General features: G+C 61.0%; 21 protein-coding genes, 2 tRNA genes and 1 riboswitch. Of the genes, 6 read left to right on the forward strand and 17 right to left on the reverse strand.

What is annotated here, in order from left to right; all coding sequences use genetic code 11:
• Positions 1-25 precede the first annotated feature (25 nt).
• The 3 genes from K419_RS0112595 to K419_RS0112605 are packed head-to-tail and all read right to left on the reverse strand — an operon-like array spanning position 26 to position 3,237.
• Positions 26-1,255, reverse strand: a complete 1,230-nt coding sequence (locus K419_RS0112595; protein ID WP_026841912.1) for an ABC transporter permease — start codon at positions 1,253-1,255, stop codon at positions 26-28.
• Complete coding sequence (locus K419_RS0112600) at positions 1,252-1,977, reverse strand: ABC transporter ATP-binding protein (RefSeq protein ID WP_026841913.1); 726 nt, start codon at positions 1,975-1,977, stop codon at positions 1,252-1,254. Before K419_RS0112600 ends, K419_RS0112595 begins: the two co-directional genes overlap by 4 nt.
• Complete coding sequence (locus K419_RS0112605; protein WP_026841914.1) at positions 1,978-3,237, reverse strand: efflux RND transporter periplasmic adaptor subunit; 1,260 nt, start codon at positions 3,235-3,237, stop codon at positions 1,978-1,980.
• 440 nt (positions 3,238-3,677) lie between these two features.
• Between K419_RS0112605 and K419_RS0112610 the strand changes: the two genes are divergently transcribed.
• Positions 3,678-4,262 (forward strand): superoxide dismutase, encoded by a 585-nt coding sequence (locus K419_RS0112610; RefSeq protein ID WP_026841915.1) that lies wholly within the window; start codon positions 3,678-3,680, stop codon positions 4,260-4,262.
• 263 nt (positions 4,263-4,525) lie between these two features.
• Here the strand turns inward: K419_RS0112610 and K419_RS23835 are convergent, their stop codons facing one another.
• From K419_RS23835 to K419_RS0112625, 3 genes are all read right to left on the reverse strand, one after another.
• Positions 4,526-4,693: a hypothetical protein gene (locus tag K419_RS23835; RefSeq protein ID WP_198013111.1), complete on the reverse strand. Its 168-nt coding sequence runs from the start codon at positions 4,691-4,693 to the stop codon at positions 4,526-4,528.
• Positions 4,694-4,898: 205 nt separating this feature from the next.
• Positions 4,899-5,165 carry a hypothetical protein gene (locus tag K419_RS0112620; protein WP_012530639.1) on the reverse strand — a complete coding sequence of 89 codons (267 nt, stop codon included), beginning with the start codon at positions 5,163-5,165 and terminating at the stop codon, positions 4,899-4,901.
• 222 nt (positions 5,166-5,387) lie between these two features.
• A tRNA-Leu gene (locus K419_RS0112625) sits at positions 5,388-5,472 on the reverse strand.
• A gap of 301 nt (positions 5,473-5,773) precedes the next feature.
• Here K419_RS0112625 and K419_RS0112630 point away from each other — a divergent pair.
• Positions 5,774-5,849: transfer RNA gene (locus K419_RS0112630), tRNA-Ala, on the forward strand.
• 98 nt (positions 5,850-5,947) lie between these two features.
• On the opposite strand, the gene K419_RS0112635 is transcribed toward K419_RS0112630, so the two are convergent.
• From K419_RS0112635 to K419_RS0112680, 10 genes are all read right to left on the reverse strand, one after another.
• On the reverse strand, positions 5,948-7,075 hold the full coding sequence (locus K419_RS0112635) for a lipocalin-like domain-containing protein (RefSeq protein WP_026841916.1): 1,128 nt from the start codon (positions 7,073-7,075) through the stop codon (positions 5,948-5,950).
• 1 nt (position 7,076) lies between these two features.
• On the reverse strand, positions 7,077-9,620 hold the full coding sequence (locus K419_RS0112640) for an ABC transporter permease (protein ID WP_026841917.1): 2,544 nt from the start codon (positions 9,618-9,620) through the stop codon (positions 7,077-7,079).
• The gene (locus tag K419_RS0112645) at positions 9,617-10,321 is read right to left on the reverse strand and encodes an ABC transporter ATP-binding protein (RefSeq protein WP_026841918.1); all 705 of its coding nucleotides are present in this window, start codon (positions 10,319-10,321) and stop codon (positions 9,617-9,619) included. Before K419_RS0112645 ends, K419_RS0112640 begins: the two co-directional genes overlap by 4 nt.
• 10 nt (positions 10,322-10,331) lie before the next feature.
• Positions 10,332-11,261: a hypothetical protein gene (locus K419_RS0112650; RefSeq protein WP_026841919.1), complete on the reverse strand. Its 930-nt coding sequence runs from the start codon at positions 11,259-11,261 to the stop codon at positions 10,332-10,334.
• Between the two features lie 100 nt (positions 11,262-11,361).
• The gene (locus K419_RS0112655; protein ID WP_026841920.1) at positions 11,362-12,429 is read right to left on the reverse strand and encodes an AI-2E family transporter; all 1,068 of its coding nucleotides are present in this window, start codon (positions 12,427-12,429) and stop codon (positions 11,362-11,364) included.
• Between the two features lie 134 nt (positions 12,430-12,563).
• Entirely contained in the window at positions 12,564-12,842 is a 279-nt protein-coding gene (locus tag K419_RS0112660) for a hypothetical protein (RefSeq protein WP_026841921.1), read from the reverse strand.
• Between the two features lie 165 nt (positions 12,843-13,007).
• Entirely contained in the window at positions 13,008-13,703 is a 696-nt protein-coding gene (locus K419_RS0112665; protein WP_026841922.1) for a lipoprotein insertase outer membrane protein LolB, read from the reverse strand.
• Between the two features lie 45 nt (positions 13,704-13,748).
• The gene (locus tag K419_RS0112670) at positions 13,749-14,990 is read right to left on the reverse strand and encodes a spinster family MFS transporter (RefSeq protein WP_026841923.1); all 1,242 of its coding nucleotides are present in this window, start codon (positions 14,988-14,990) and stop codon (positions 13,749-13,751) included.
• Between the two features lie 65 nt (positions 14,991-15,055).
• Positions 15,056-17,533: an AMP-binding protein gene (locus K419_RS0112675; RefSeq protein WP_026841924.1), complete on the reverse strand. Its 2,478-nt coding sequence runs from the start codon at positions 17,531-17,533 to the stop codon at positions 15,056-15,058.
• A 231-nt stretch (positions 17,534-17,764) separates the two neighbouring features.
• The gene (locus tag K419_RS0112680; RefSeq protein ID WP_026841925.1) at positions 17,765-18,304 is read right to left on the reverse strand and encodes a MucR family transcriptional regulator; all 540 of its coding nucleotides are present in this window, start codon (positions 18,302-18,304) and stop codon (positions 17,765-17,767) included.
• A gap of 414 nt (positions 18,305-18,718) precedes the next feature.
• A riboswitch (SAM riboswitch) is annotated at positions 18,719-18,823 on the forward strand.
• A gap of 73 nt (positions 18,824-18,896) precedes the next feature.
• Here K419_RS0112680 and K419_RS0112685 point away from each other — a divergent pair.
• Both K419_RS0112685 and K419_RS0112690 read left to right on the forward strand, forming a co-directional pair.
• Positions 18,897-20,045 (forward strand): trans-sulfuration enzyme family protein, encoded by a 1,149-nt coding sequence (locus tag K419_RS0112685; RefSeq protein WP_026841926.1) that lies wholly within the window; start codon positions 18,897-18,899, stop codon positions 20,043-20,045.
• Positions 20,042-21,175 (forward strand): trans-sulfuration enzyme family protein, encoded by a 1,134-nt coding sequence (locus K419_RS0112690; protein WP_026841927.1) that lies wholly within the window; start codon positions 20,042-20,044, stop codon positions 21,173-21,175. Before K419_RS0112685 ends, K419_RS0112690 begins: the two co-directional genes overlap by 4 nt.
• A gap of 397 nt (positions 21,176-21,572) precedes the next feature.
• Here the strand turns inward: K419_RS0112690 and K419_RS0112695 are convergent, their stop codons facing one another.
• The gene (locus K419_RS0112695; RefSeq protein WP_026841928.1) at positions 21,573-22,898 is read right to left on the reverse strand and encodes a molecular chaperone DnaJ; all 1,326 of its coding nucleotides are present in this window, start codon (positions 22,896-22,898) and stop codon (positions 21,573-21,575) included.
• 140 nt (positions 22,899-23,038) lie between these two features.
• On the opposite strand from K419_RS0112695, the gene K419_RS0112700 reads away from it, so the two are divergent.
• Entirely contained in the window at positions 23,039-23,260 is a 222-nt protein-coding gene (locus K419_RS0112700) for a hypothetical protein (protein WP_026841929.1), read from the forward strand.
• 94 nt (positions 23,261-23,354) lie between these two features.
• The coding region (locus tag K419_RS0112705) for a transposase (RefSeq protein WP_026841930.1) at positions 23,355-23,720 on the forward strand (366 nt) is incomplete at its 3' end.

Consider the following 23,720-nt stretch of genomic DNA (forward strand, 5'->3'; position numbering starts at 1 on the left):
ATCCTTTCAAGCAGCGGTTTAGCTTTTATTCGTATCTCAGCGCTTCAATTGGGTTCAATGAGGACGCTTTGCGGGCCGGATAGAATCCGAAGAAGACCCCGACCCCGGCGGAAAAGGCAAAGGCGATGACGATGGTGTTCACCGATACCAGCGTGGGCCACCCCACCAGAGAAGCGACCAGCCGCGCCCCCGCCACGCCTAGCAGCATGCCGATGATGCCGCCGCAGGTAGTGAGGAGCACCGCCTCGGTGAGAAACTGCAGCAGTATGTCGCGCCTCTTGGCGCCGATGGCGATCCGGATCCCGATCTCGCGGGTCCTCTCGGTGACCGAAACCAGCATGATGTTCATGATGCCGATCCCGCCTACCACGAGGGAGATGGAGGCGACCGCCCCGAGGAGAATAGACATGACCTTCGAGGACTGGGCGGTGAGCGCGAGGAGCTCGGAGAGGTTCCTGATGGTGAAGTCGACCTCGCGGCTGGGGCCGATGCGGTGCCTTTGGTTCAAGAGCGCCGTCACCTCCTCTTCCGCCTGGTCCAGCACCTCGCCGTTTTTGGCCTGCACCATGACGGAGCCGACCACGTTCGGGAACTGGCTGCCCAATAGCTTTCGCTGCGCGGTCCGAAGCGGCACGTAGATGACGTCGTCCTGGTCCTGCCCCTGGGGGGACTGCCCCTTTTGGCCCAAAAGCCCTACCACGGTGAAGGGTATCTTCTTGATCCTGATGATCTTCCCGATGGGGTCGGCCGCGCCGAAGAGGTTGTCGGCGACGGTCTGCCCGATCAGGCAGTTCTTGGTGGCGCCGTCGACGTCGGACTGGGTGATGTTGCGCCCGGCCGTGATGGTCCAGTCGCGCACCTGGATCACGTCCGGCGTCACGCCGTAGACGACGGTGGACCAGTTCTGGTTGCCGTAGACCACCTGCCCCGAGCCGCGCACCTGCGGCGCCACCGCTCCCACCGACGGGCATTCGGCCTTGATGGCCATGGCGTCGTCGTAGGTGAGCGTCTGGTTGGACCCGGCGCCGGAGCGCAGCCCCCCGCTGGTGGTGGAGCCGGGGAGCACCAGGAGCAGGTTCGACCCGATGCTGGAGATCTGGTCGGAGATCATCTTGCTCGCGCCCGCGCCGATGGCCACCATGGCGATGACCGCGGCGATGCCAATGATGATCCCCAGCATGGTCAATAGCGCACGCATCTTGTTCACCCTGAGCGCGCGCACGGCGATCAGGAAACTCTGGTAAAGGGTGCTCATGGCCTGGCCACCTCCCCCGGGACGGTCGCGCTCTTCGCGGCATAAGGGGTGTCGGAAACGATCAGGCCGTCGCGAAAGATGATGTGCCTCCCGGTGAATTCGGCCACGTCCGGTTCGTGGGTAACCATGATGATGGTGATCCCCTGCCGGTTCAGTTCCTGAAAGATGGACATGATCTCCACGGTGGTCCTGGAATCCAGGTTCCCCGTCGGTTCGTCGGCGAGGATGATGGAGGGACTGTTGACCAGGGCTCTCGCTATGGCGACACGTTGCTGCTGCCCGCCGGAAAGCTGGTTCGAGTAGTGCCCCTCGCGCCCGGCAAGCCCCACCCGCTCCAGCGCCTCGTGGGCGCGGGAGCGGCGTTCCGCCGCAGGGATATGCGAATAGACCAGCGGCAGCTCGACGTTCTCGCGCGCCGTGGTCCGGGCCAGCAGGTTGAACCCCTGGAATACGAAACCGAGCTTCTTGTTGCGCACCTCGGCAAGCGCGTCGGGAGAGAGCTTCCCCACGTCCATGCCGTCCAGAAGGTACTGACCGCGGGTGGGGACATCCAGACACCCGAGGATGTTCATGCAGGTCGATTTGCCGCTCCCCGAGGCGCCCATGATGGAGACGAACTCGCCGCGGCTGACGGCGAAAGAGACTCCCTTCATGGCCTCGACGCGCTCCTCGCCCATGGTGTACACCTTGGCGACGTCGATGAGGCGAACCACTTCGTTCATCTAGAACCTCGGTCCCATCGGCGAGCCGCCCATGCCGCTTTTCTTCTTATCCTGGCTCACCTGCTCGATGATGACGTCGTCCCCTTCCTTCACGGCCCCGCTTACCACCTCCACAGAAGCCCCGTCGCTGATGCCGGTGGTGATGGCTACGGGAACGGCTTTACCCTCCCCCTTCAACAGGTAGACAGTCTGCTTTGCACCGTTTGCGGCGGCGCTCCTCCCCTCGCCCTGCATCCTGACGCTCCCCTTGGGGGCGGTCGCGGTCATGCCGGCGCCCTTGCCACCCTTCCCTTTGTCCTTCTCTTTCCCCTTCTCCGCTTTGGGCTTGAACCTGAGCGCCGCGGTGGGGACCTTGAACAGGTCGTCCTTTCTCATGGTCTGTACGGCCACGTTGGCCGTCATCCCGGGTTTCAGCAGCAGCTGGCGGTTGTCGACGCCGATCACAGCCACGTAGGTGACCACGTTCTGCGTCACCACCGGCGCGTTACGGATCTGCACCACACTCCCCTCGAAGGTCTGCTCGGGATAGGCGTCTACGGTGAATTCAGCCTTCTGCCCAACCTTGAGGCGGCTTATGTCCGACTCGTCGATGCTGGTGTCGATCTGCATCTTGGTCAAGTCCTGCGCGATGGTGAAGAGAGTCGGCGTCTGGAAGGAGGCAGCGACAGTCTGCCCCACGTCCACGTTGCGGGAGACCACGATGCCGTCGACAGGCGACTTGATGATGGCATAGTTGAGGTTCGTCTCCGCCTGCCTGAGGGCGCCCCGGGTCTGCAAGAGCACCGCCTCGGCGCCGCGCACCCCGGCGAGCGCCGCGTCGTAGGCGGTCTGGGCGGCGTCGAGGTCGCTCTGGGCGATGATCCCCTCGGCCAGAAGGGCCTTGTTGCGGTTATAGGTTCTCTTCGCGTCTGCCAGGGTCACCCGCGCCTTGGCGAGGCTCGCCTCGGCGTTCAGGGCGTTGCCGCGGGACTGCTGCACCGCCGACAGAAACAGGGCCGGGTCGATCTGCGCGATCGCCTGCCCCTTCTTGACCTGGGAATTGAAGTCGACGTAAAGCTTGGAGATGGTGCCGGAAACCTGCGTTCCCACCTGCACGGTCACCACGGCGTTCAGCGTCCCTGTCGCCGAAACGGTAGAGACGATGGATCCGCGCTCCACCTTCTGCGTCTTGTATTGCGGTTGCGGCGGCTGTTTAAAGTAGAAATAGCCGGCCACACCCAGGACCAGCAGCAGTAAAACGGCGCCTATTATTTTTTTCACTGGTGCACCCCTTCGATGAAATCGCCTCCGGATTGCCGGAAAAACCAGCACAGGACGGGAAACAGATTAAACGGCGATTGTGCAAGAATAATGAACCCGGAAATTATTCTTCGTATGCTTGAATGCCTAATACAGCCGCCGTCCCCGTCCAGAACCCGGACAAATCGACACTCTAACGGTCCTATCATGAGCGGTCAATGAAAATTGTGACAGAGGGGAGGGGGACCTTTTCAGGCTTTGCAACATCATAACCGGACAACACAGCCTTCGTCCCCCTTTATCCCTCATCGCCAACCGCCTAATTATCCTTGTTTATTTACGCAGTCACGCTTACGGAATCGGCCTTAAAATATTTGACATCACTAACCTTGCGGTTACACTTGGTCGGTATTTTTCTACAGGCCTGTTTGGGGCAAAATATCTAGTAAAAGGAGAGAGTTATGACAGCGTTCACGGCAAAGGACTACTCGAGACTGATAGGGATGCCAGGGTTCAGCGAAACACTCCTCAACAACCATTTCACCCTTTACCAGGGGTACGTAAAGAACACCAACACCCTCGACGAGGCACTGACAGAACTGCGCAAGTCCGGCAAGGGGAGCGACCCCGGCTTTGCCGAGCTCAAACGCCGCTTCGGCTGGGAGTTCAACGGCATGAGGCTGCACGAGTACTACTTCGAGAACCTGGGCGGGAATCAGCACATAAACCAGGACGGGAGGCTCGCCTCCAGGATCCACCAGGATTTCGGCGGTTTCGACGAGTGGGTACAGGACTTCAAGTCGGTCGGGGCTATGCGCGGCATAGGCTGGACCATCATGTATCAGGACCTCAGCAACGGCAGGCTGCTCAATTTCTGGATCAACGAGCATGACGCCGGCCATCCGGCCGGGTGCACCCCTGTTCTGATCATGGACGTCTTCGAACATGCCTTCATGACCGATTACGGCCTGAAGCGCGCCGACTACATCAACGCCTTTTTCCAGAACATCGACTGGAACAGCGCGGAGCAGCGGCTGCAGATGTGACCCCCTGCCGCCAAAGTGTCCGCGAAAAAGGCCTCCCTAACCGGGGGCCTTTTTCGTTTACGCCGCATTGTGTCCAAACGGAGGCCCAAGATCAGTAGGGGCTGAACGCGAAGGACCCAAAACGGCGCCAAGCTTGATTCAGCGGGAGCCGAGCCCGGAGAAGGATGTGGTTCGCTATATCGTGTACAGGAAGAATTTCGGCGGGATATTCCAGAAACCGCGTTCTCACGACGTGGAGTTCAACTGGATAAAATCGGGCGGGGTCAGTTGCGGCACTTATCGCAGAACTCGTCCGCGTTTCCTTTTAGTTCGCAGCCGCAGCGTGCGCAGGCGTTGTCCCATTCGGGGTGACCGGCATCTGCGGCTCTTTTCTTCGCCTCAAGCCGCCTTACCTCAGCCTCCATCTCCTCGTTGTACTGGTTTTCGAACATGCCTTCTCCTTTGCTGTGAAACAATTACGTCGATGCGATGACGACAAGCGGGAAGGGTCGGTTACGTCTGTCCCTTCCCGCTTGCCTATTTAGCAGGCTTCCTGCCCATACTTCCCCTCCCTCGGAGCAGGGGTCCATTCTCCCTCTCCCTCTGGGATAGGGTCGGGGTGAGGGAGACTTTCTATGTGCGGGTAAGCTAGCTATATTATTTCACCTTCTCGAAGCAGACGGCTCCGTCGGTACCGCTTTTATTGCCGGTCGTGTACTCGGAGATGTAGATCAGCTTCCAGCCATCGTACTTGGCAAAAGCACTCTGCATCTCGGAGTGGTCCCTCATATCGACGCGCTCGCACCTGGTCTGGACATTGGCTCCCTTTTCCCCGGTATCCCATTTTACGGCGGTGATGTTGGCAGGTTGGCAGGCAGCAAGCAGAACAGTCGAGAGAAGTGACACAGCCATGAGTTTCTTCATCGTACCTCCAGGATAAGTGTGATGAGGCAAACTATCGCATCTGTAAACAACTGTCAATAAATCGGGCTTCATCCAGTTATAAGATCGCAAGACTGGCATAGATGCGTTTCAGTCATACCGTAATAGAGAGTAAGGGATGATTGAGACAGTACTGGGAGGAGATTAGGGTCAATATAAGAACAAAGGGCCTAACCCCTTGAGGTTAAGCCCTTTGCTTATAGGTGGTGCCGGAGGTCGGAATCGAACCGACACGGGTTGCCCCGCTGGATTTTGAGTCCAGTGCGTCTACCAGTTTCACCACTCCGGCATTTAACACAGCCAATGTTAAGAGATGACTCTTATAGCAATAAAGCTCGCTCGGGTCAAGTAACTTTACAGCTTTCTTCAGCATTACCTCCATCGTCGTTGGCAGCGGCGACGCGAGCTACAGTACATGGTGCCAACTCTTCCCCTCTGCTACTGAGCCCCAAAAAGCAAAATCCTTATAGCACCTACACTTCCAACGATCCGGTGAAATCAACTAGTGACAGAGCCGAAATTATCTTTTCATTCGGAATAAAAATGTTGACACCCGAAGGCCCGTTTGCTATAAACAGGACTCCTTAGATGGGGCTGTAGCTCAGTTGGGAGAGCGCTTGAATGGCATTCAAGAGGTCGTCAGTTCGATCCTGATCAGCTCCACCATCAATCACAAAGCGGTTAGCGAAAGCTAATCGCTTTTTTGTTTTTTCGGCCCAGCAAGAGATAAGCAAGCCCCCCCCTATCCCGGCGCAGCTACCGGACTAGTACCCCGTCATCTCCAAATATCCCGAACCGCCTGTGCTCCCTCGCACCTCCACCGCCCCTTCCCAATAGCGGAAACCTGCAGCCAATTCCTGGTCGGCCAAAAGCGGCGCTGCCTCTATATCTATTCCTTGCGACGGTATCTTCATGCGCCAGCCGGAGGGATAGCTGGCGCCGCTCTTCGGGCTGGTCCAGCGCCGCAACGGCTCAAGTCGGACCTCTTCGCGTTTCAGATGCCTGTAACTGCCGTCGGCACCGACCAGTGTGCCCGCGGAGAAGGGGTCGCTCCCGCCGTCTTGCCTGCGCAGTTGGTAGTACATGATGTCGCTGCCGTCGGCGAGGTGCAGCGCGAACCAGTCCCAGCCGGCCAGGTCCTTGTCCAGGGCGCTGGTGCTCCATTCGCGATCGAGCCAGGAGATGCCGGAGACCTTGAAGGCGTCCCGGCCGATCCGGATGGTACCGGAGGTGGCAAGCCGTGGGATGCTGTAGTAATAGGAGGCGTTTCCGGAAGCAGCGCTCTTTCGGCTGAGCCCCCCTTCCCCGTTGAGTATCACCGGCTTCAGGCTTGCGAGGTCCAGGTCGATGGCCATGTCGCCATCGGCCGCGGTCAGTTTGACGCTCCACGGCTTTGCCGCCGTCTCCAGGACGGACCAATCTTCCAGGCGCACGACAAGGGGGCGCCCTCCAGCACCCGCTAGCCCAAGGGCGGCGCGGCTGAAACGCTCGCCGAAGCGGAACCGCTTCCCCTCCACGTCGGTCACGGCGAAATGCGCCATGAAGACCTCGTTGGTCCCCCAGGCAGACTCCCTCTTCACCGGATGCGGGGTGAGGGCCGATCTGAAGAAGGTGAGCTGGTAGCCGAAGCGGCGCCCGGAGGCTCCGGTCAGGTTCCCGGTGAAGTACCACCATTCGTTCCTGAACCCATCGTGCGGCCCGTGATCCGCGGGGAAACTGAAGCGCCTTGCCCCCTCGGCCCTCTTGAACCCCTCTGCCGCACTCCCCCCCAGGGCTTCGTTCAGGCTGTAGGTTTTCTTCACTCCTGGTTCCTTCCCTTTCCGGGCATAAAAGTATCCGAGAGCAGACAGGAGGGTCACCAAGGCGGCCATGAGGAAATAGAGGCGGCGCATGCTAATCCTCCTCCTTCAGGGCCAGCGCGGGAGAGGTGCGGGCGATCCTGAGCGACGGGTAGATGCCGGCCAATAGCGCCGCCGACACGGAAAGAAGCATGGCCTGTAACAGGTAGGCGGGATCGATGGATAGCTGCATGGTCCAGCCGAAGGAGCGCAGGTTCACCACGTAAATGAGGACCAGCGCCTGCAGGATGCCCAGCGGAAGCGACAGCACACCGCCGATGAGCCCGATCAGGAAGGTCTCGCCGCAGACCACCCCCCAGACCTGACCCGGCGTGAGCCCCACCGCCCGCAGTACCGCCAGCTCCCTCGCGCGCTCCACCTGCATGGCCATGAGCGCGGAGAGAACCCCGACGAAGGCGACCAGCATGGTGAGTATCCTGAGCACCGAGGTGATGGCGAAGGTGCGGTCGAAGATCTCGACCGTCGCCCGGCGCAGCTCCGCATTGGAGATGACGTTGATCCTCTCTTCCCCTGCCCTCTCCCGGATCTGTTGCATCAGTGCCGCGACGCGCTGCCCCGGTCCCGCGGTAAAGGACATACCATCGACGGAAGGGTCGTTGAAGTTTTCCAGGTACCCCCTGCGGCTCATGATCACGATGCCGGTATCGGTGCCGTAGTCGTAGATGATGGCGGAGACGGGAAACTGCTTCATCCCGTACCGGGTACGGAGCTCCACCCGGTCGCCGATGCGCACCCGGTGGCGGTAGCTGTACGGCTCGGAGACCAGCACCGAGTATCCTTCCTGGAAGCTCTTCCAGGCGGCTTTGGGATTCCCCTCCTTGAAGGGATAGCGGGCGAAGGTCGCCTCCGGTACCGAGACGGAAAAGAGCTCGGTCGCCCCGCCGGCCCCTTCCAGTGAGACCCGACGGGAAAGGGTGAACCCGGCTGTGCCCGGCAATGAGGAGAGACGTTGGACCAGGGCAGGATTAAGCGGAGGCCGGTAGCGCCCGCCGCTTTTGTCGGCGGAGGTTAGGTAGACGTCGGCCTGCAGCCAGTTGGCCAGCCAATTCTGGACGGTCAGGCGAAAGCCCCCCACCATGATCCCGACCCCGATCCCAGCCGAGACGGCCACCACCAGCGCGGCGGTAGCCACACCGGTGCGTGACAGCGAGACCGCCACCCCGCGCGCCGCCATCTTCCCTATCGACCCGGCTAGCTTCCCCATCGCCGGGCGGAGCGCCCGGGAAAAAGCAAGCAGCGCTGCGGGAACCAGCAGGGTATAGCCCACGATGACGGCGAAGAGCCCGACAAAGCCACCGGCCACCCCCCCCTGCCGATAAAGGAAAAGCCCGCAGCCGGCCAGCATCAGCAGTACCCCGCCAAGGGTCGCCAGCGGGACCAGCTTCCTGTGGCGCGCCTCGATCAGCGAGCGCGACAGGACCGCCCGGGGGGGCGCGCTGGTCGCCTCCAGGGCGGCGGGGACGGCCGCGACGAGCGTCGCCCCTACGCCGAGCAGAGCCCCCTTCCAAAGCGCCAAGGGGAGCATAGGAACCCTGCGCACCTCCATCACGAAGTACAGGTCGTTGATGGTCCTCGTTACCAGGCGCGTCAGTTCGCTTCCCAGGATCTCCCCGCAGAATAGCCCGGCGACGGTGCCTGTCGCGCCGATCAACAGGGCTTCGGCGCAGATCATCAGGAAGATCTCCCTGCGGCTCACGCCCAGTGCGCGCAGCATGCCGATCAGGCGTCTTCTGCGGATCACCGAAAAGGTCATGGTGTTGTAGATGAGGAACATGCCGACAACGAGGGCCAAAAGGCTCAAGGCGGTGAGGTTGAGGCGGAAGGCGCGGGTCATCTTCTCCATCGCTCCTGCGCGGGCGCCGGCGGGGACGATGCCGGCCTCGGGGGGGAGCACGGCGCCCAACTGCCGCAGCACGTTCTCCCCTTCCCTCCCCTCGGGCAGGACCAGGTCGATGCGTGACAGGCGTCCGGTACTGTTGAGGATCTCCTGGGCGGTGGCGATGTCGCTCACCAGGACGGAAGCAAGGGCGACCCCGCTCACCTCGTCTGGCGGCTCGATGTATCCCGCCAGGATCAGTTGGCGCCTCGCCCCGGCGACGTCCACGGCCAAGCTCTGTCCGCGCGCGAGCCCGAGCTCCGTGGCGCTGCGGCGCAGCATGAGTACGGTGCCGGGGCGCCCCATGAGCTTGGGCAGGATCTCCTTGTCGGTGAAACGGGAACTGAAGGAGCGGATGGGGGATTCTGAGAAGGGATCGACGCCGATGAGCTGGAAGGTCCTCCCGGGCTGCCCTGCAAGCTGGAGGTTCCCGGTCACCACGGGAGCAGCGGCGCGGAAACGGAGGTTGACCTTTATGGTGCGGAAAAGCTGTTCCGGGAGCCCGGAAGGTCCGCCGACTATCTGGTGGGTGGCGCGCCCGGCGACAGTCTCCGCGGCGATCTGGAAGGCGCGCTGGGCGGCCTGGTTGGCGTGGTCGACGGCGGTGACCACGGCGACGCCGAGGGCTACTCCCAAGACCGCCAGCACTGTGAGCCAGGGATGGCGAAGCACGTTGCGCACCCCGGCCCGCCAAAGGATCACGGCTTACCCCCGGCGCGGCACCCCGCCTCGACCAGGAGACCGTTCTCGATGGTGAGCACCCGGTCGGCCAGGGTCGCGACCTCGGCGCTGTGGGTCACCAGCACCAGCGTCGTCTTGCTCTCCCTTAACAGGCGCTGGAAAAGGTCGAGCACCTGCCGGCCGGTTTCGGCGTCTAGGTTGCCGGTCGGCTCGTCGGCCAGCACCAGCTTGGGCCGGTGCACCAGGGCGCGTGCCACGGCAACGCGCTGCTGCTCGCCGCCGGACAACCGGTCCGGAAAGCTCGCCGCGCGGTCCGCGAGTCCCACCTGCTCCAGCAGGTCGCGCGCCAATTTATCGTGTTCTGGGTTGAGGAGGCCGGCCAGCTCCAGGGGGAGCAGGACGTTTTCCAGGACGGTCAGGGTGGGGATGAGGTTGTAAAACTGGAAGACGAAGCCGATGCTGCTGCGCCGGAACAGGGTCCGCTCGCGTTCGCTCTGGCGGTTCAGGGGGTGACCCGCCACCAGCACTTCACCCGAGTCGGGAAGGTCGATGCCGCTTAACAGGTTGAGCAGGGTTGATTTGCCCGAGCCGCTGCGCCCTAATAGAAAGAGCCACTCGCCCGGTTCCACGGCAAGATAGGCGTTACGGAAAACCACCCGCTCCCGCTCCCCCTCCTGGAACGATTTGCATATCCCGGTCAGCTCGATGATCGGATCGGCCACGAAAAATCCTTCAATTGCCCAGTTTTTTTTGCAGCTCCACCTGCCGGTTATGTTCCATCCTCTTGGCGGCAAGGTAGCTGCTCTTGTCGTTTTCCTTCAGTTGCTTGGGGTACTTCGCCGTCAGGTCGTACCAGCGGTTGATGCGCTGCTCGAAGCGCTGGTTCTCGGGGTAATTGAGGGTGTCGAGATAGGTCTGCAGGGCAAGGTAATAGCGCATGGTGTTTCGTTCCACGGCCCCCCTCGCCCCCTCGACGAGATGCTGCTCCCCTCCCTTATCGGTGACCTCGCTGAACCCGACCTTGCCGCGCGCCAAGGTAGAAAAATACCCGTTCATCGCCAAGCGCGCGACGGTGCCCTGGCTGTAGGTGTAGCTGAAGTGAAGCAGCGTCGTTGCGCCGCCGAGAGGAACGGCCTGCAAGACTATGCGGTGGTCCTTGGTCCTGAACGGCCCTTCCTCCGCCTCCAGCCTCACCTCAAGGAAACGGGGCGTCTGCGAGACGAGCGTGAATGCGAACTTTAGCGGGTAGGCGTCTGAGGGGGGCTGGTAGTATTTCCGGCCGCTGTACAGGGTGACCTGCTGCGGGTTGGTACTGGCCTTGAAGGTGCAGGCCTTGATGTTGAGATGAAGAGAGGTGATGTCGCACCAGCTGGCCGGGGACTGCAACGCCTCCCTTGCGGTCTCGAAGGGATGCGGGACCACCCCGTACATGTCGACGCGCACCTTCCCTTCGGAGTCGGTGGATTCCAGGTAGATGGGGGCGCCGAACTGGTTCTTCTCCAGCTTGTCCTTTAAGGAGGAGTACTTAGCCAGGAGGGCTCGTTCCGCGTCGCTCCCCGGTTCCGCTCCCCAGCCGGAGGCGGCGGATAAAACCAGTGCCAGCGCAAGGACGCCGGCGGCGATCCTGGCAGAGAGTAACTGTCCTATGCGTTCGCGTTTCATATGACAATACCTCCGGCCGGTCGGCGCCTTATGCTGCTGAGCATGCCGCCCGTGCAGATGCAGTTGGTGAGGTGAAATTTCCGGAAGAGGGAGCTGTCTGTCAGGGGGCGTCGCCGCCGTATTCGATCGATCCCGGTTCGGCTACGACATCATCCCAGATGCTGAACAGGACCGCGAAAATCACCGGCCCCACGATCAGCCCGAGGACCCCCATGATCACCATGCCGCAGATGGCCCCGACGACGACGGCCAGGACCGAGACGTCGCTGGAGGCGCCGACGGCTAGCGGCCGGATGGCGTTATCGGCCAGACCCACGAAGAGGATGCACCAAAGGGCAAGAAGGACGGCGGTAAGATAGGAGCCCTGGATCGCGATAAGCGCAGCCAGCGGCACCCAGACGACGCCTGTGCCGACCACCGGAACCAAAGCGGCGATGGCGGTGAGAGCGCCGCAAAAGATCGGTGCGGGAACGCCGGCGACCCAGTAGCCGAGACCTGCGATGACCCCCTGGGTGGCGCAGGTCAGCAGGGTGCCGACGGTGACGGCCGTGGTGATGGAACGGATCTGGGCCGCGTAGTGCTGCGCCCTGCGCGGGTCTGGGGCGAGCTTTCCGATGCAGACCGAGACCGCCCGCTCTCCGTCGCGGTAAACGAAGAAAAGCAGGAACAGGGCGACCAGCAGGGTGAAAATGAGATCGAAAAGGTTGCGGACCATGTCGGTGGCGGTGTTGAGTACGATGGTCGAAGCGCTGGAGGCGGCCTTTCGGCCGATCCCGGCCAGGTCGATGCCGAACCTCTGCACCAGGCCCATGATCCGGTCGTAGAACGGCAACTGGCTCAGCGCTCCGCCTCCGGTCTTGCTGAAATCCTGAACCAGTTGCTCGACCTGGCGGTACCAGTCGGGGGCGCTGACGGCGGCCGTCACCACCAGCCAGGTCGCGGGAAGCACCAGGCACAGGCTCACCGCCAGCACCATCAGTCCGGATGCACGACCGGCACGCTCGGGAAAGCGCTTGAGGATCCTGTTGTAGTGGGGCATGGTGGCGATGCCGATGATGAGGGCCCAGGCGAGGGGCTTAAGTATGGGGATGGCGAGCAGGACGATGAGAGCTATGGCAGCTATGGTCAAAAAGGCGGCGAGAATGCTGAAATAGGTTTTTTTATCCATTGGTCTCCCCCTGTAGCAGGACTGGCATAGGATATCAGGATTGCCGCGGAATGCACGGGAAGTGCCCGGGTGGACAGCTGGTAAGCGGCAGGCGGCGCGGGGTTGTTGCCACCGCCTGCCGGAGAAGGAATCATTCAGCGAGGTGTCTCGATCTTGCGCCCCTTTTCGGGGGCGGCGGGGCGTTGCACCCCTTCAGGCTGCAGCGACTGCTCGGTCTGGAACGGCTGGCGGTCGTTGCGCTCGTTCTGGAGCGTCGGCGCTTCTTCCACCACCTTCCACTGTTTTCCTACCGGTACGGAAAGTTCCTTCGGTTGGGCCACATGAGGAGCGGCCGGATCGTGTGCCTCATAAAGGGCGCAGCCACTGGTAAATGAAAGGCAGGCGATGAGTATTGCTGTACCGGCATATTTCATGACTCTTTCTCCTAATACCTTGGTTGCCCCGTGAGCCGAATCGAACTGGCAGGTGCAATCATTCTCAATGACGGTTGCACCTAAGCTTAACAAATTATAGGCACAATTGACAGTTCGGAATTTCGGAATACTGCCGCTTCGCCCGAAATAATCCCGCTATGACAGTTACAGCGACTTGAACTCAGTCAGGGGGAGCACCGAAAGGCCGGTTAGATCCGGCTTCAGTGTCGACTCCTCCACAGTCGCGTTCAGCTGCGGTTCGTCGAAGACGATGCGGACCTTGGCGCCGTAGCGGTTCTGTACCTCTACCGACTCGGGAAAGGCAACCCCTTCGATACTTTGATAGTTCCGGTAGGAGACCTGGTCCCCTTCGCTTGAGACCTTGCGCTCCAGCATGCCGTTCTTGTCGAATTGGTAGCTCACCCCTGAGACCTGCACCGTTTCTCCGGCGGCGGGCGCGGGGACGGGGAAAGGCGCAGGCGCCATCACCCACTTGAGGAGGTCCACGCTCTTCAATACGCTGTTGTCGGGAAGTTCCGAGACAAGCCCGGTATAGGCGACGCGGCGGTCGGGGACCACGCAGGTGAAGCGGTCGTTTTCGCTGAACGCCTCCAGCACCGTCTGCCCGAAGGGGGTGAGCAGCACCAGGTGAAAGAGCGCCGGGGCCTGGTAGGCGAGATACCCGCGCCCACCGGTACTCTGCGTGCCGGCGCTGACGGAGATGGATATGGAGGATTGGACCGTCTCAACGGTGCGTCCCGGGACGAGCCCGGTGAGCGGTTTTTGGGCAGTGGCGCAGCCGGAGAGAAGCGCCGGCAGCAACAGTAGGGAAAATAAGGCATTTCGGACGAAAAAGGACATGCAAACCTCGCTAAGGCATGGGGATTTTATCGGAACAGGTCAGTTTCATGGCTCGGCCTGCGCCATGTCGTGCGCCACGTACCTGCCGCAGACAAAGCAGAGCACCCCGGCCAGCGCCATCACCAGCGGCGTGGAGAGAAGCGCGAGCCTCAGCCCCCACTGGTCGGAGAGCCACCCAAGCATCGACGGCGAGACGGCGTCGCCCAGGGCGTGGATAAAGAAGATGTTCGCCGCGAAAGCCATGGCGCGCACGGCAGGGCGCGTCACGTTGATGATCACCGTGTTGAGCGGCCCGGTGTTAAGGAAGAGGAAAAACTCGGCCACGAAGATGGCGGCCATGCAGACCGGGAGCGCCGGCGCCATGATGGCCCAGGCGGCGAAAGGGGCGCCGATGAAGAAGCCCCATCCCGAAACGAGCAGGTACCCCTTGCTGCTCTTTTTCTGCCAGCGGTCCCCGAGCCACCCCCCGGCCAGGGTCCCCAGTATCCCCGCCAGCACCGTGGTGGCGCCGAAGAGCGTGTTGGCCTTCTCGACGTCCAGGGCATGCACCCGGAACAGGAAGGTGGGGATCCACTGCGCCAGCCCCCCTATGGCGAAGGTCATGGCCGCCATGGCGAGGGTGTTGGTGACGAAGGCGCGGTTTCTGAAGAGCTGGAGGTAGGCAGCCATCCCCTTTTCCTCGGCGACCTCCTCACTCGAGCGGTCCCCCCCGCGCTCCGGTGTGCGCAAAAACCAAAGCGGCAGCGCCAGGAGCATGCCCGGCAGGCCCACCATGAGGAAGGCGGCATGCCAGCCGAAACGGTGCCCCAGGACACCCCCCAGGAGGTAGCCCATCGCGCTCCCCACGGGAATAGCCACGTAAAACCAGGAAAGGATGCGGCCGCGCTGATCCTTCGGGAAGAAGTCGGCGATGAGCCCCGGGGACACGGTTCCGAAGCTTGCCTCCCCTACCCCGACGGTGGCCCGCGCCGCAAGAAGCGTGCGGTAGCCGGGCGCGAAGCCGGCGAGCACGGTGGCCAGGCTCCAGACGACGACGCCGGACGAGGCGAGCTTGACCCGGTCCCAGTGGTCCCCAAGCCAGCCGAAGACCGGGGCGATGACCATGTAGCTCAGCATGAAGGCGCTGCCGAGAAGCCCCAGTTCGGTGTCGCTTATATTGAGGTCCGCCTTGATCAGGGGGAATACCGCGAAGAGAACCTGCCGGTCGATGTAGTTGAGCAGGTTGACCGCCAGGAGCAGTCCCAGCGCGTATCTTCGGTAGGAAAGAGGGATCTGTTCTGCCTGCATCCGTTTTCATCCTCCATTACTGACTTGCATAACATCCGGGGCAGGCGCCCCGGCAGGCGAGTGGTTTACAGGAGAGCCACGGCCGCGTGCGCCTTCTTGACGATCTCGGCCGGCTCCTCGAAGCGAAAATAAAGCGGCTCGCCGAAGGTTACGGTCACCCGCCCTCTTCGCGGCAGCCCCACCTGGTCCGGAGGAAGGATCTTGTCCGTGCCGCCGATCTTGACCGGCACCACTGGAACGCCCAATTCCTTGACGATGACACCTAGCCCCGCCTGGAAGTCGTGCAGTTTCGCGTCGCGCGAGTGCTCCCCTTCGGGGAAGATCAGGGTGTTGAACCCATTGTCCGCGAGTCTCCCCATGAAGCGCACGGCGCCGCTGAAACCGCTGGTCTGCGGCAGCGGGAAGAGGTTGAGGAAAAGCGTCCCGTACTCGTAGGTAAAGAGCTTCCAGAGGCGGATCAGGCCGCGGTCGGGGCCGAAGAAGAACTCCTCGTAGGCGGCCGTTGCGGTGCGGTAGCGGATCCTTCTCGGAAGCGAGAACATCAGCGAGGGCTGGTCGAAATACGCGAGGTGGTTTGAGATGAAGAGGACCGGCCCCTGCACTTTCTCCAGGCGCTCGGTGCCGCGCACCTCAAGCGTCGCGAAGAGGCGGTACAAAGGGTAGTTCAAAAGCGCGTCGGCAGTCATGCGCAGCGCCCGGACGAAAGGGGTGTTGGTCCAGAACCGGTAATGGCCGCGGTGCCCAGCCTTCTCGCGCCGGGAGATGATGCGGCGCAGGTCCGACACCCGCGTTTGCGGCCCGATCTGGGAGTCCTCGATATCCATCCGGTATTCCTGCTCCAGGTAGTTGACCAGTTCCAGCCGACCAATCGAGGTAAGCCCCAGGTCGGCGACGAGGTACGATTCTTCCTTGATTTCGGCAGCGCCGGTCCCGGTCACCTTGGCCAGGAGGTTGATGAGGTGATCCCTTCCAGGCCCGGAGGCGTCGGTGGCGGCACCCTTTTTCACATGCTCCTTCACCTGGAATTTCTTCACCTTGAGCGTCGTGGTCTTAGGGAATTCCGGTTCGTCCCAAAGCGTATAGCCGGTTATCTGGTGCATGGCGTCCAATTGCGCGTTGGCCCGCGACAGTATCTCCTCGGGCCTTTGCGCCTTTTCGTCCAGGAGCAGTACGGCGTGCACCTCCTCCCCCGCCCCCCTGTCCAGCCCGATGACGCAGGACTCCTTCACCCCCGGGACCTTGTTGAGCACCGCCTCCAGTTCGTCTGGATAGACGTTCACGCCGCCGCCGGTGACGATGAGCTCTTTCTCGCGCCCCTTGATGCTGAGCCACCCGTCCGGGGCGATCTCCCCGAGGTCGCCGGTCCTGAACCACCCCTCGGCGTTGAACGCGGCCCGGGTCGCCACTTCGTTCTGGTAGTAGCCGGGGAAGACGTTGTCGCCGCGCACCACCACTTCCTTCCCATCCAGCCTGAGTTCCACGCCCGGCAGCGCCGGCCCCACGGAACCTGCCAGCTGCCGCTCCATGGTGTTGACGCAAAGGACGGGAGAACACTCGGTCAGGCCATATCCCTCAAGCACGGTGAACCCCATGGAATCCCAGAAGCGGAAGACGTCGGGGTCGAGCGGCGCCCCCCCGGAGACGAAGACGGTGAAGTTCCTGCCGAACTTTCGCTGCAGCGGGAAAAAGAGCTTGGCCCGTTGCGGCTTGGAAAGCCCTGACGCCACCCCACAGAGCGAGGCGAACACCTTGGAGAGCCCCTTTTCCGCCAGCTCGCGCTCGATGGTCGTCTTCAAAAGCTGCATCAGGCGCGGCACCGACATGATGACGTAGATGTCCTCTTCCGCCAGCGCCTCCATGATGGCCGAGGGCTTCAGGGTGCGCGGGTAGACGATGGCTGCCCCCTGGTAAAGCGGCGTGAAGAAGCCCCCCATCTGTTCGAACATGTGCGACAGCGGCAAAAGGGACAGGAAGGTGAACTCAGGGGTGATGATGGGGACCTGCCGGTTGATCTGCTTGATGTTGGACACCAGGTTCTTGTGGGTGAGGATCACCCCCTTGGGATTACCCGTGGTCCCGGAGGTATAGATGAGCTGCGCCATGTCCTCGGGAGCAGGCGCGGCCGTGTCCGCGATAGGCTCCACCCCCTGCAGCAGGTACTGCAGGTCTTCCAGCAGAATGCTTTCCCCTTCGTCGATCCTCTCCGGTTTGAACCGGCTCTGCAGCACGATGCGGGCCTGGGTCAACTGCCGGATCGAGTCGGCGCGCCCGCGCTCGGACATGAAGTCGACCGGTACCGCGACGGCGCCGCGCATGATGATCCCCCAGTAGGCGACCGCCCACCAGGAGGAGTTCGGTCCCCAGAGAAGCACCCGGTCGCCGGGGACGACACCGTTGCGGGCCAGAAGCGAAGCCATCTTGAGGGAAAGGTCGTACAGCTCGCGGTAGGAAACCGGCAGCCGCCTGACCCCGGTGCGGTTCACCAGGGCGGTTTTGTCGCCGCGCTCGGGGAAGCTATGGAATAGATCAGCCAGTGTCTGCATGGGATGCTCCCTATATCGATAATCGACCGGTCACTGGGGACACTATCTGGTGCAATCAACAATGTACAAGGCAGGTATAACACGGCGTAATGCTCTCAACTGCTGCTTCTTCACGACTGAGCATTGTCACATGATCGGGCGGCTTTGGCAACCGGTTGGCTGTGGATGCTGAAAATAAAAAAGCCGCCCCCTTTTGAGGACGGCTTTTCTTTCAGTCTGAATCTGTATGAATCAGGCTGTCTTGGCTTTGGCTGCCCTGGCGCCGGCTTCCCTGGGAGCCTTAGCGGCCTTCGCCGGTTTTGCAGGCTTGGCCGGCTTGGCAGGCTTTGCGGGAGCGACCTTTTTCGCTTCGATGTTGGCCATACGCACCCCGCGCGCCTTGGCGAGGTTGTCAGCGAGCCCGCGGTCCAGCGCCATCTTACGCCTGGCGTCGGAATAATTCTTTGCGGCGAGCGGCTGTTTCCCGGGAATTGAGAACTGTTTCTTGTACTCGCCCGGTTTCATGCCGTGCGCGGTGTTCAAGTGCCTAGCCAGGGTCTTGAAACCGCCCTTGCCGCAGATCATGCAAACTACCTCGCCTTTTCTGAATGCCTCTTTTACCGTAAGAGAAGTTTTCGTTTCCTCTGATCCCTCTACAGGCTCGCCTGCTTCAAGGTTTTTGAGAGCGGTGTGAACTTTACCGATCTCGAATATCAGCTGATCTGAGGTCATCGGAGTGCTTGACGCATGTGACGCTACAATCTGAGCCGCGATCTCTACCAAGGTTGCCATTGACTGTCCCTCCATAGATCATTATCTGCCTTGACATAGTATTGGCAGGTAATTCCGCTTTGTCAATGAGGGTATTTGCTAAAAGTATCATCTTCTTTAAGTTGGACTGTTTTTGATGCCAATGATCGCCTAGCTTAAGTTACCAAAGCGACCTTGCGACTTACTGCAAATAACGAGGTACAGTCACGACGACTGCGTGAACCGCTGCCTAAAGTTATCCTCTTGGTGACCGAAAGATTTCATGACGCTGCTATCCTCCCATTCCCCCGTTCGCAGCGATTGCGCCGCCAACGGCAAGGGCGAAAAAACCTATCAAGCGCGTCAAGTTTATCGTTGACAGAAGTGGAGCGATTCAGTATTTATATGGACATCGAAAAGGAGCGAACGCTCCTGGACAAACAACTTAATAGCACTAACTTATCACGAGCGACCGAGGGACTGGCCCCATGACGTCGCGGCAACCTCCCGTAAGGGAAGGTGCCAAATCCAGCGAAGCGGCGACGCTTCGGAAGATAAGGAAGCGCGGACCTACTATAGAAAAGTCCCCTTCCGACCCCGGAAGGGGACTTTTTCCTATTGGAGGCAAAAAAAAATGAAGATCGCAACCGAAGCAGCACAGATAGGCCTGCAGCGCGACACCCGCACCGGAGCGGTGACCGTCCCCATCTACCAGACCGCCACCTTCCGCCATCCCGGCCTTGGTCAGAGCACCGGTTACGACTACAGCAGGTCCGGCAACCCGACGCGCCAGGCGCTGGAAGAAGGGCTCGCCGTCCTGGAGGGAGGGTGCCGCGGCTTCGCCTACGCCTCGGGGATGGCCGCCATCACGAGCCTCATGTTCCTCTTCAAGCAGGGGGACCACCTGATAGTAACCGAGGACCTCTACGGCGGGAGCTACCGGCTTTTCGAAAAGCTGTTCCAGCAGTTCGGGCTCAGCTTCAGCTACGTCGACACGAGCGACATCGAGCTGGTGCGCCAGGCCATCCGGCCCAACACCCGCGCACTCTTCGTAGAGTCGCTCACCAACCCGCTTTTGAAGGTGGCAGACGTGGAGAAACTGGCGGCCCTTTGCAAAGAGCGCGACATGCTCTGCATCGTGGACAACACCTTCCTGACTCCGTATCTCTTGCGCTGTCTGGACCTTGGCGCCGACATCACCGTCTATTCCGGGAGCAAGTACCTGGCCGGCCACAACGACACCGTATGCGGCCTGGTGGCGGTGAAGGACCCGGCGCTTGCCGAGCTGGTCTACTTCCACCAAAACGGCGCCGGCGCCGTCTTAGGCCCGCAGGATTCCTGGCTCACCGTCAGAGGGATCAAGACCCTCACCATCCGCATGGACCGGCAGCAGGAAAACGCCCTTGCCATAGCTAAGTGGCTGACCCTCCACCCGCAAGTCGCCAAGGTGCATTACCCCGGCCTTCCCGATCACCCAGGGCACGAACTGATGAAAGAGCGCGGCAAGGGCTTCGGCGCCATGATCGCCTTCGAAGTGACCGAGCCGCATCTGGTCAACACGCTTTTGATGAAGACCCGATTGATCTCCTTCGCCGAGAGCCTGGGGGGCGTCGAGAGCCTGATCACCTTCCCCGCGGTGCAAACCCACGCGGACATCGAGCCTGAGACGCTGAAGCGGCTCGGCATCAACCATTTACTGCTCCGCCTTTCGGTGGGGATCGAAGACAAGGACGACCTGATCGCCGACCTGGCGCAGGCGTTCGCAGGAGGAGAACCGGAATGAAATTCGCGACCGAACTGATACACGGCGGAGCCCCGATAGACCCGGAGCACGGCTCCCTGAGCCACCCCATTTACCTGAGCTCCACCTTCGCACAGCGCTCCATGGAGCACTTCGGCAAGTACGACTACTCCCGCTCGGGGAACCCCACCCGCGAGGCGCTCGAAGAGGCGGTAGCCGGGCTTGAGAAAGGCGCCGTCGGCCTTGCCTTCGCCTCCGGCATGGCAGCCATCTCCTCCACCTTGCTCATCTTCGCGCCAGGCGACCATCTGGTTGTCTGCGAAGACGTCTACGGCGGGACCTTCCGCGCCCTCACCACCGTGTTGAAAGGTTGGGGGTTGAACGCGACCTTCGTCGACGCGACCGATACCGCAGCTATCGCCGCCGCCATCAGGCCCGAGACCAAGGCGCTCTACCTGGAGACCCCCTCCAACCCGCTCATCAAGATCACCGATCTGAAGAAAGCGGCGGTGCTCGCCAAGGAAAAGGGGATCCTCACCATCGTCGACAACACCTTCATGACGCCGTACCTGCAGCGCCCGCTGGATCTTGGGTGCGACATCGTGCTCCACAGCGGCACCAAGTTCCTGAACGGCCACTCCGACGTCCTCTGCGGCTTTGCCGTCGCCAAGGACCCGGCCGTAGGCCAAAGGATCCGCTTCATCCAGAACGCGTTCGGCGCCGTCCTCGGGCCGCAGGATTGCTGGCTTGTTTTGCGCGGTCTGAAGACCTTGAAAGTGCGCATGGAAGAGCACCAGGCAAGCGCCAAGGTAATCGTCTCCTGGCTCAAAGAGCAAAAGGAAGTGGCGAAGATCTACTACCCCGGGCTTCCCGAGCATCCCGGCTACGAGATCCACAACGCGCAATCCGCCGGCCCGGGTGCCGTACTCTCCTTCGAGCTGTCCAGCTACGAAGTGACCAGGAAGCTCCTGGAAGGGGTGAAACTCTCAGCATTTGCCGTAAGTCTCGGAGGAGTGGAAAGCATCCTCTCCTACCCCGCCAAGATGTCGCACGCCGCCATGCCCCCCGCCGAGCGCGAGGCCAGGGGGATCAAGGACACGCTGGTGCGTCTGTCGGTAGGTTTGGAGGATCCCCAGGACCTGATCGCCGACATGGAGAGTTCCCTTAGATAAGCTGCAGAGTGAAAACCGAAAGGCGGAACACAGAGGTCCCGGAGGTCCACGGAGGTCACCGAGGTTTTTGTGGTAAACCCAAAACCTCTTTATCTCGTTCCCAAGGTCCACCTTGGGAACGCAAGGCCTGCCTGAAGCTCCAGCTTCACATAGATCAAAGCTGGAGCTTTTCTCCGCATTGGGTTCCCAAGCTGGAGCTTGGGAACCAGAAAAAGCTACAAGCCGTTCGTTTTTATCCCTTTCATCCGCCTTTATCCCTGTTAAAGGCCTTTGACGTTAGGTGTATGTTTTTCCTCTGTGTACCTCTGTGATCCTCTGTGGTGAGTGCTTTTAGCATAAAAAAAAGCCCGGGATGACCGGGCTTTTGCTTTTGATTCATTATGTTGTACTTACCGCCTCACCGTCTCCACTTGAAGCTCACCGTCTTGACGCCGGGGATGGCTTTCTGGAATATGGCGAGCCCTTCTTCCGTGATGCTGTTGCCGCTGCTGGTGAGCCCCTTCAGCCCCTGCAGCCCCTGGAGATACACGAGCCCGCGGTCTGAGATCGCGGTCTGGTACAGGTAGATCCTTTTCAGGTTGGTGAGCGATGAGATGCAAAGAAGCGCCGCGTCGGTCAACCCCTGCCCGCAGAGGTAAAGCTCCTCCAGGCCGCTCAGGTGCACGATGTTGTCGAGGTCCGCGTCGGTCACCTCGTACAGGAAGAGCGCCTGCAGATCGTCGGCTCCCAACTGCTGCAAAAGCTTGAGGCTCGGCTCTGCCTGCTCTTTCACGTCCAGGCGCACCGCCTGGTCGATGTACACCTCCACCCTTCCCACCGCAGGCCCAGCCTTCTTCCACTGGCTGAAGTCCGCCGAGGCAAGATCCCGGATGTATAAGGTTCCGCAAGAAAGACCTTCGGGAAACTGGATGCTTCTTCTCACCCTGGTGCGTCCCGCCGCCTCACGTGCCTTCTCGCTTCTCAAGGCGGCAAGCCTGCGCTGCGCCCTGACGACATTCATATCCGCGGCCGCGATCATCTCGGCGAAAAGATCGCTCCCCTCCGCCAGGCTCTTGTCGACCCGCAGTTTAAAGCGGCAGACGTAACTCGTCCTAAGCTGTTCCACCTGGGCGCTCAGATCGTGCACCGCCTGCGCCTCCACCGCTATCTCCCGTTTCACCCGCGCCAGTTCCGCCTTCGTGTCGGTCGCCTCAGGTTGTCGTTCGGGGTGATGTCGTCTCCAACTGCGCAGTATCTCCCGCAAGGCGCGCGAATCCTCGTCCGCGTACGCCTGGTTCGCCTTCAACATCAGTTCGTGCCTCAGGCTGCGGGTCCCCTCCCCCGCCAGGTCCGGGTGGATCGCCTTGGCGACCTCCCGGTAGAGCGCCTTGATGTCCTCTTCTTCAGCCTTCCAGACCCTGCCGCGCGATCCGGTGCCGGCATCCGATTTGAAGGATTTGCCGCGGCTGTAGGTTTCGCGGTCCAGGTACTCCTCCTGGATTTCTGCATTGTCCAAAGCGCCGCCGCCGTTCAGGCGCGCTATCTCCGCTTCCAGTCGTTCCAGTTCCGCCATGCGCAGCCCAAGAGTCGCCTGGTAGTTCTTCTCGAAACCGGCGATCTCCTCGCGCAGTTGCTGCAGTTCCGCAGTGAGCGCAGCGTGCCGGGCGCGCAGCGACGCCAGCTCGGAGCGTTTTTGCTCGAGTTCGATCTCTTCCGGATGTTTTCCCTGAAAACAAGCTGTCATATCGCCCACACACTATCAGCGTTGATTTAACAGCATCCACTTATTTTCGTACACTAACACGACCCGAGGTTCGATACAAAAGGATTTTCACCGGCAGAAGTGGAAACGGCAGAAAAAGGAGAGAAGAGTGGCAGAGGGGGATGTACGCCAACAAGAAGGAAATCGAGGATGCAAACGCAGCCGAAAAGGGGAAGGAGTTAATAGAGAGGTGTAATCGCTGTGACATAAGATTCCGTGTTGATACTTTCCGCGAGCTCCCGCAAAACGCTCTTCAGAAGGGGGGCGGAGGGAGGGGACGCATCAACGACCTGAAGTCGTATAAGATGTCGCCCCCTCCCCTCCTTATATCTTCTACTTCATGACCCTGATCACATCGACCCCGTCGAACATGATGTGGCCCGAGGGGGACGTTGTTGAGTTGATTGAGTTCCTGACTTAATAGATTAAGCTTAAGACATGCCAAGAGCCGCCCGTATAGACATCGAAGGTCTGCTTCAGCATGTAATCGCCCGCGGCATCGAGAAAAGAGACATCTTCTACGATGACAAGGACAGGAGAGCCTTCCTCGACCGACTCTCTCCGATGCTGCTCAAGACAAAGACCCAATGCCTCGCCTGGTCACTCATGTCAAACCATTTCCACATCCTGCTTCGCCCCACTCAAGGAAAGCTGTCTGAGTTGATGCGGCGCCTGCTGACTGGCTACGCCGTCTCTTTCAACCTTCGCCATCACCGCAGCGGCCATCTTTTCCAGAACCGTTACAAATCAATCGTCTGCGATGAAGATGCCTACCTTTTGGAACTCGTTCGCTATATCCACCTC

Source organism: Citrifermentans bremense R1, from assembly GCF_000426865.1.
In the GTDB taxonomy this organism is placed as follows: domain Bacteria; phylum Desulfobacterota; class Desulfuromonadia; order Geobacterales; family Geobacteraceae; genus Geomonas; species Geomonas bremensis.

Coding starts and splice junctions, on each gene's coding strand:
- K419_RS0112610 (WP_026841915.1), top strand. CDS start 3,678: ATGACAGCGTTCACGGCAAAGGACTACTCGAGACTGATAGGGATGCCA.
- K419_RS0112635 (WP_026841916.1), bottom strand. CDS start 7,075: ATGCGCCGCCTCTATTTCCTCATGGCCGCCTTGGTGACCCTCCTGTCT.
- K419_RS0112680 (WP_026841925.1), bottom strand. CDS start 18,304: ATGGCAACCTTGGTAGAGATCGCGGCTCAGATTGTAGCGTCACATGCG.
- K419_RS0112650 (WP_026841919.1), bottom strand. CDS start 11,261: ATGAAACGCGAACGCATAGGACAGTTACTCTCTGCCAGGATCGCCGCC.
- K419_RS0112695 (WP_026841928.1), bottom strand. CDS start 22,898: ATGACAGCTTGTTTTCAGGGAAAACATCCGGAAGAGATCGAACTCGAG.
- K419_RS0112655 (WP_026841920.1), bottom strand. CDS start 12,429: ATGGATAAAAAAACCTATTTCAGCATTCTCGCCGCCTTTTTGACCATA.
- K419_RS0112665 (WP_026841922.1), bottom strand. CDS start 13,703: ATGTCCTTTTTCGTCCGAAATGCCTTATTTTCCCTACTGTTGCTGCCG.
- K419_RS0112600 (WP_026841913.1), bottom strand. CDS start 1,977: ATGAACGAAGTGGTTCGCCTCATCGACGTCGCCAAGGTGTACACCATG.
- K419_RS0112595 (WP_026841912.1), bottom strand. CDS start 1,255: ATGAGCACCCTTTACCAGAGTTTCCTGATCGCCGTGCGCGCGCTCAGG.
- K419_RS0112690 (WP_026841927.1), top strand. CDS start 20,042: ATGAAATTCGCGACCGAACTGATACACGGCGGAGCCCCGATAGACCCG.
- K419_RS0112660 (WP_026841921.1), bottom strand. CDS start 12,842: ATGAAATATGCCGGTACAGCAATACTCATCGCCTGCCTTTCATTTACC.
- K419_RS0112670 (WP_026841923.1), bottom strand. CDS start 14,990: ATGCAGGCAGAACAGATCCCTCTTTCCTACCGAAGATACGCGCTGGGA.
- K419_RS0112620 (WP_012530639.1), bottom strand. CDS start 5,165: ATGAAGAAACTCATGGCTGTGTCACTTCTCTCGACTGTTCTGCTTGCT.
- K419_RS23835 (WP_198013111.1), bottom strand. CDS start 4,693: ATGTTCGAAAACCAGTACAACGAGGAGATGGAGGCTGAGGTAAGGCGG.
- K419_RS0112675 (WP_026841924.1), bottom strand. CDS start 17,533: ATGCAGACACTGGCTGATCTATTCCATAGCTTCCCCGAGCGCGGCGAC.
- K419_RS0112700 (WP_026841929.1), top strand. CDS start 23,039: ATGTACGCCAACAAGAAGGAAATCGAGGATGCAAACGCAGCCGAAAAG.
- K419_RS0112685 (WP_026841926.1), top strand. CDS start 18,897: ATGAAGATCGCAACCGAAGCAGCACAGATAGGCCTGCAGCGCGACACC.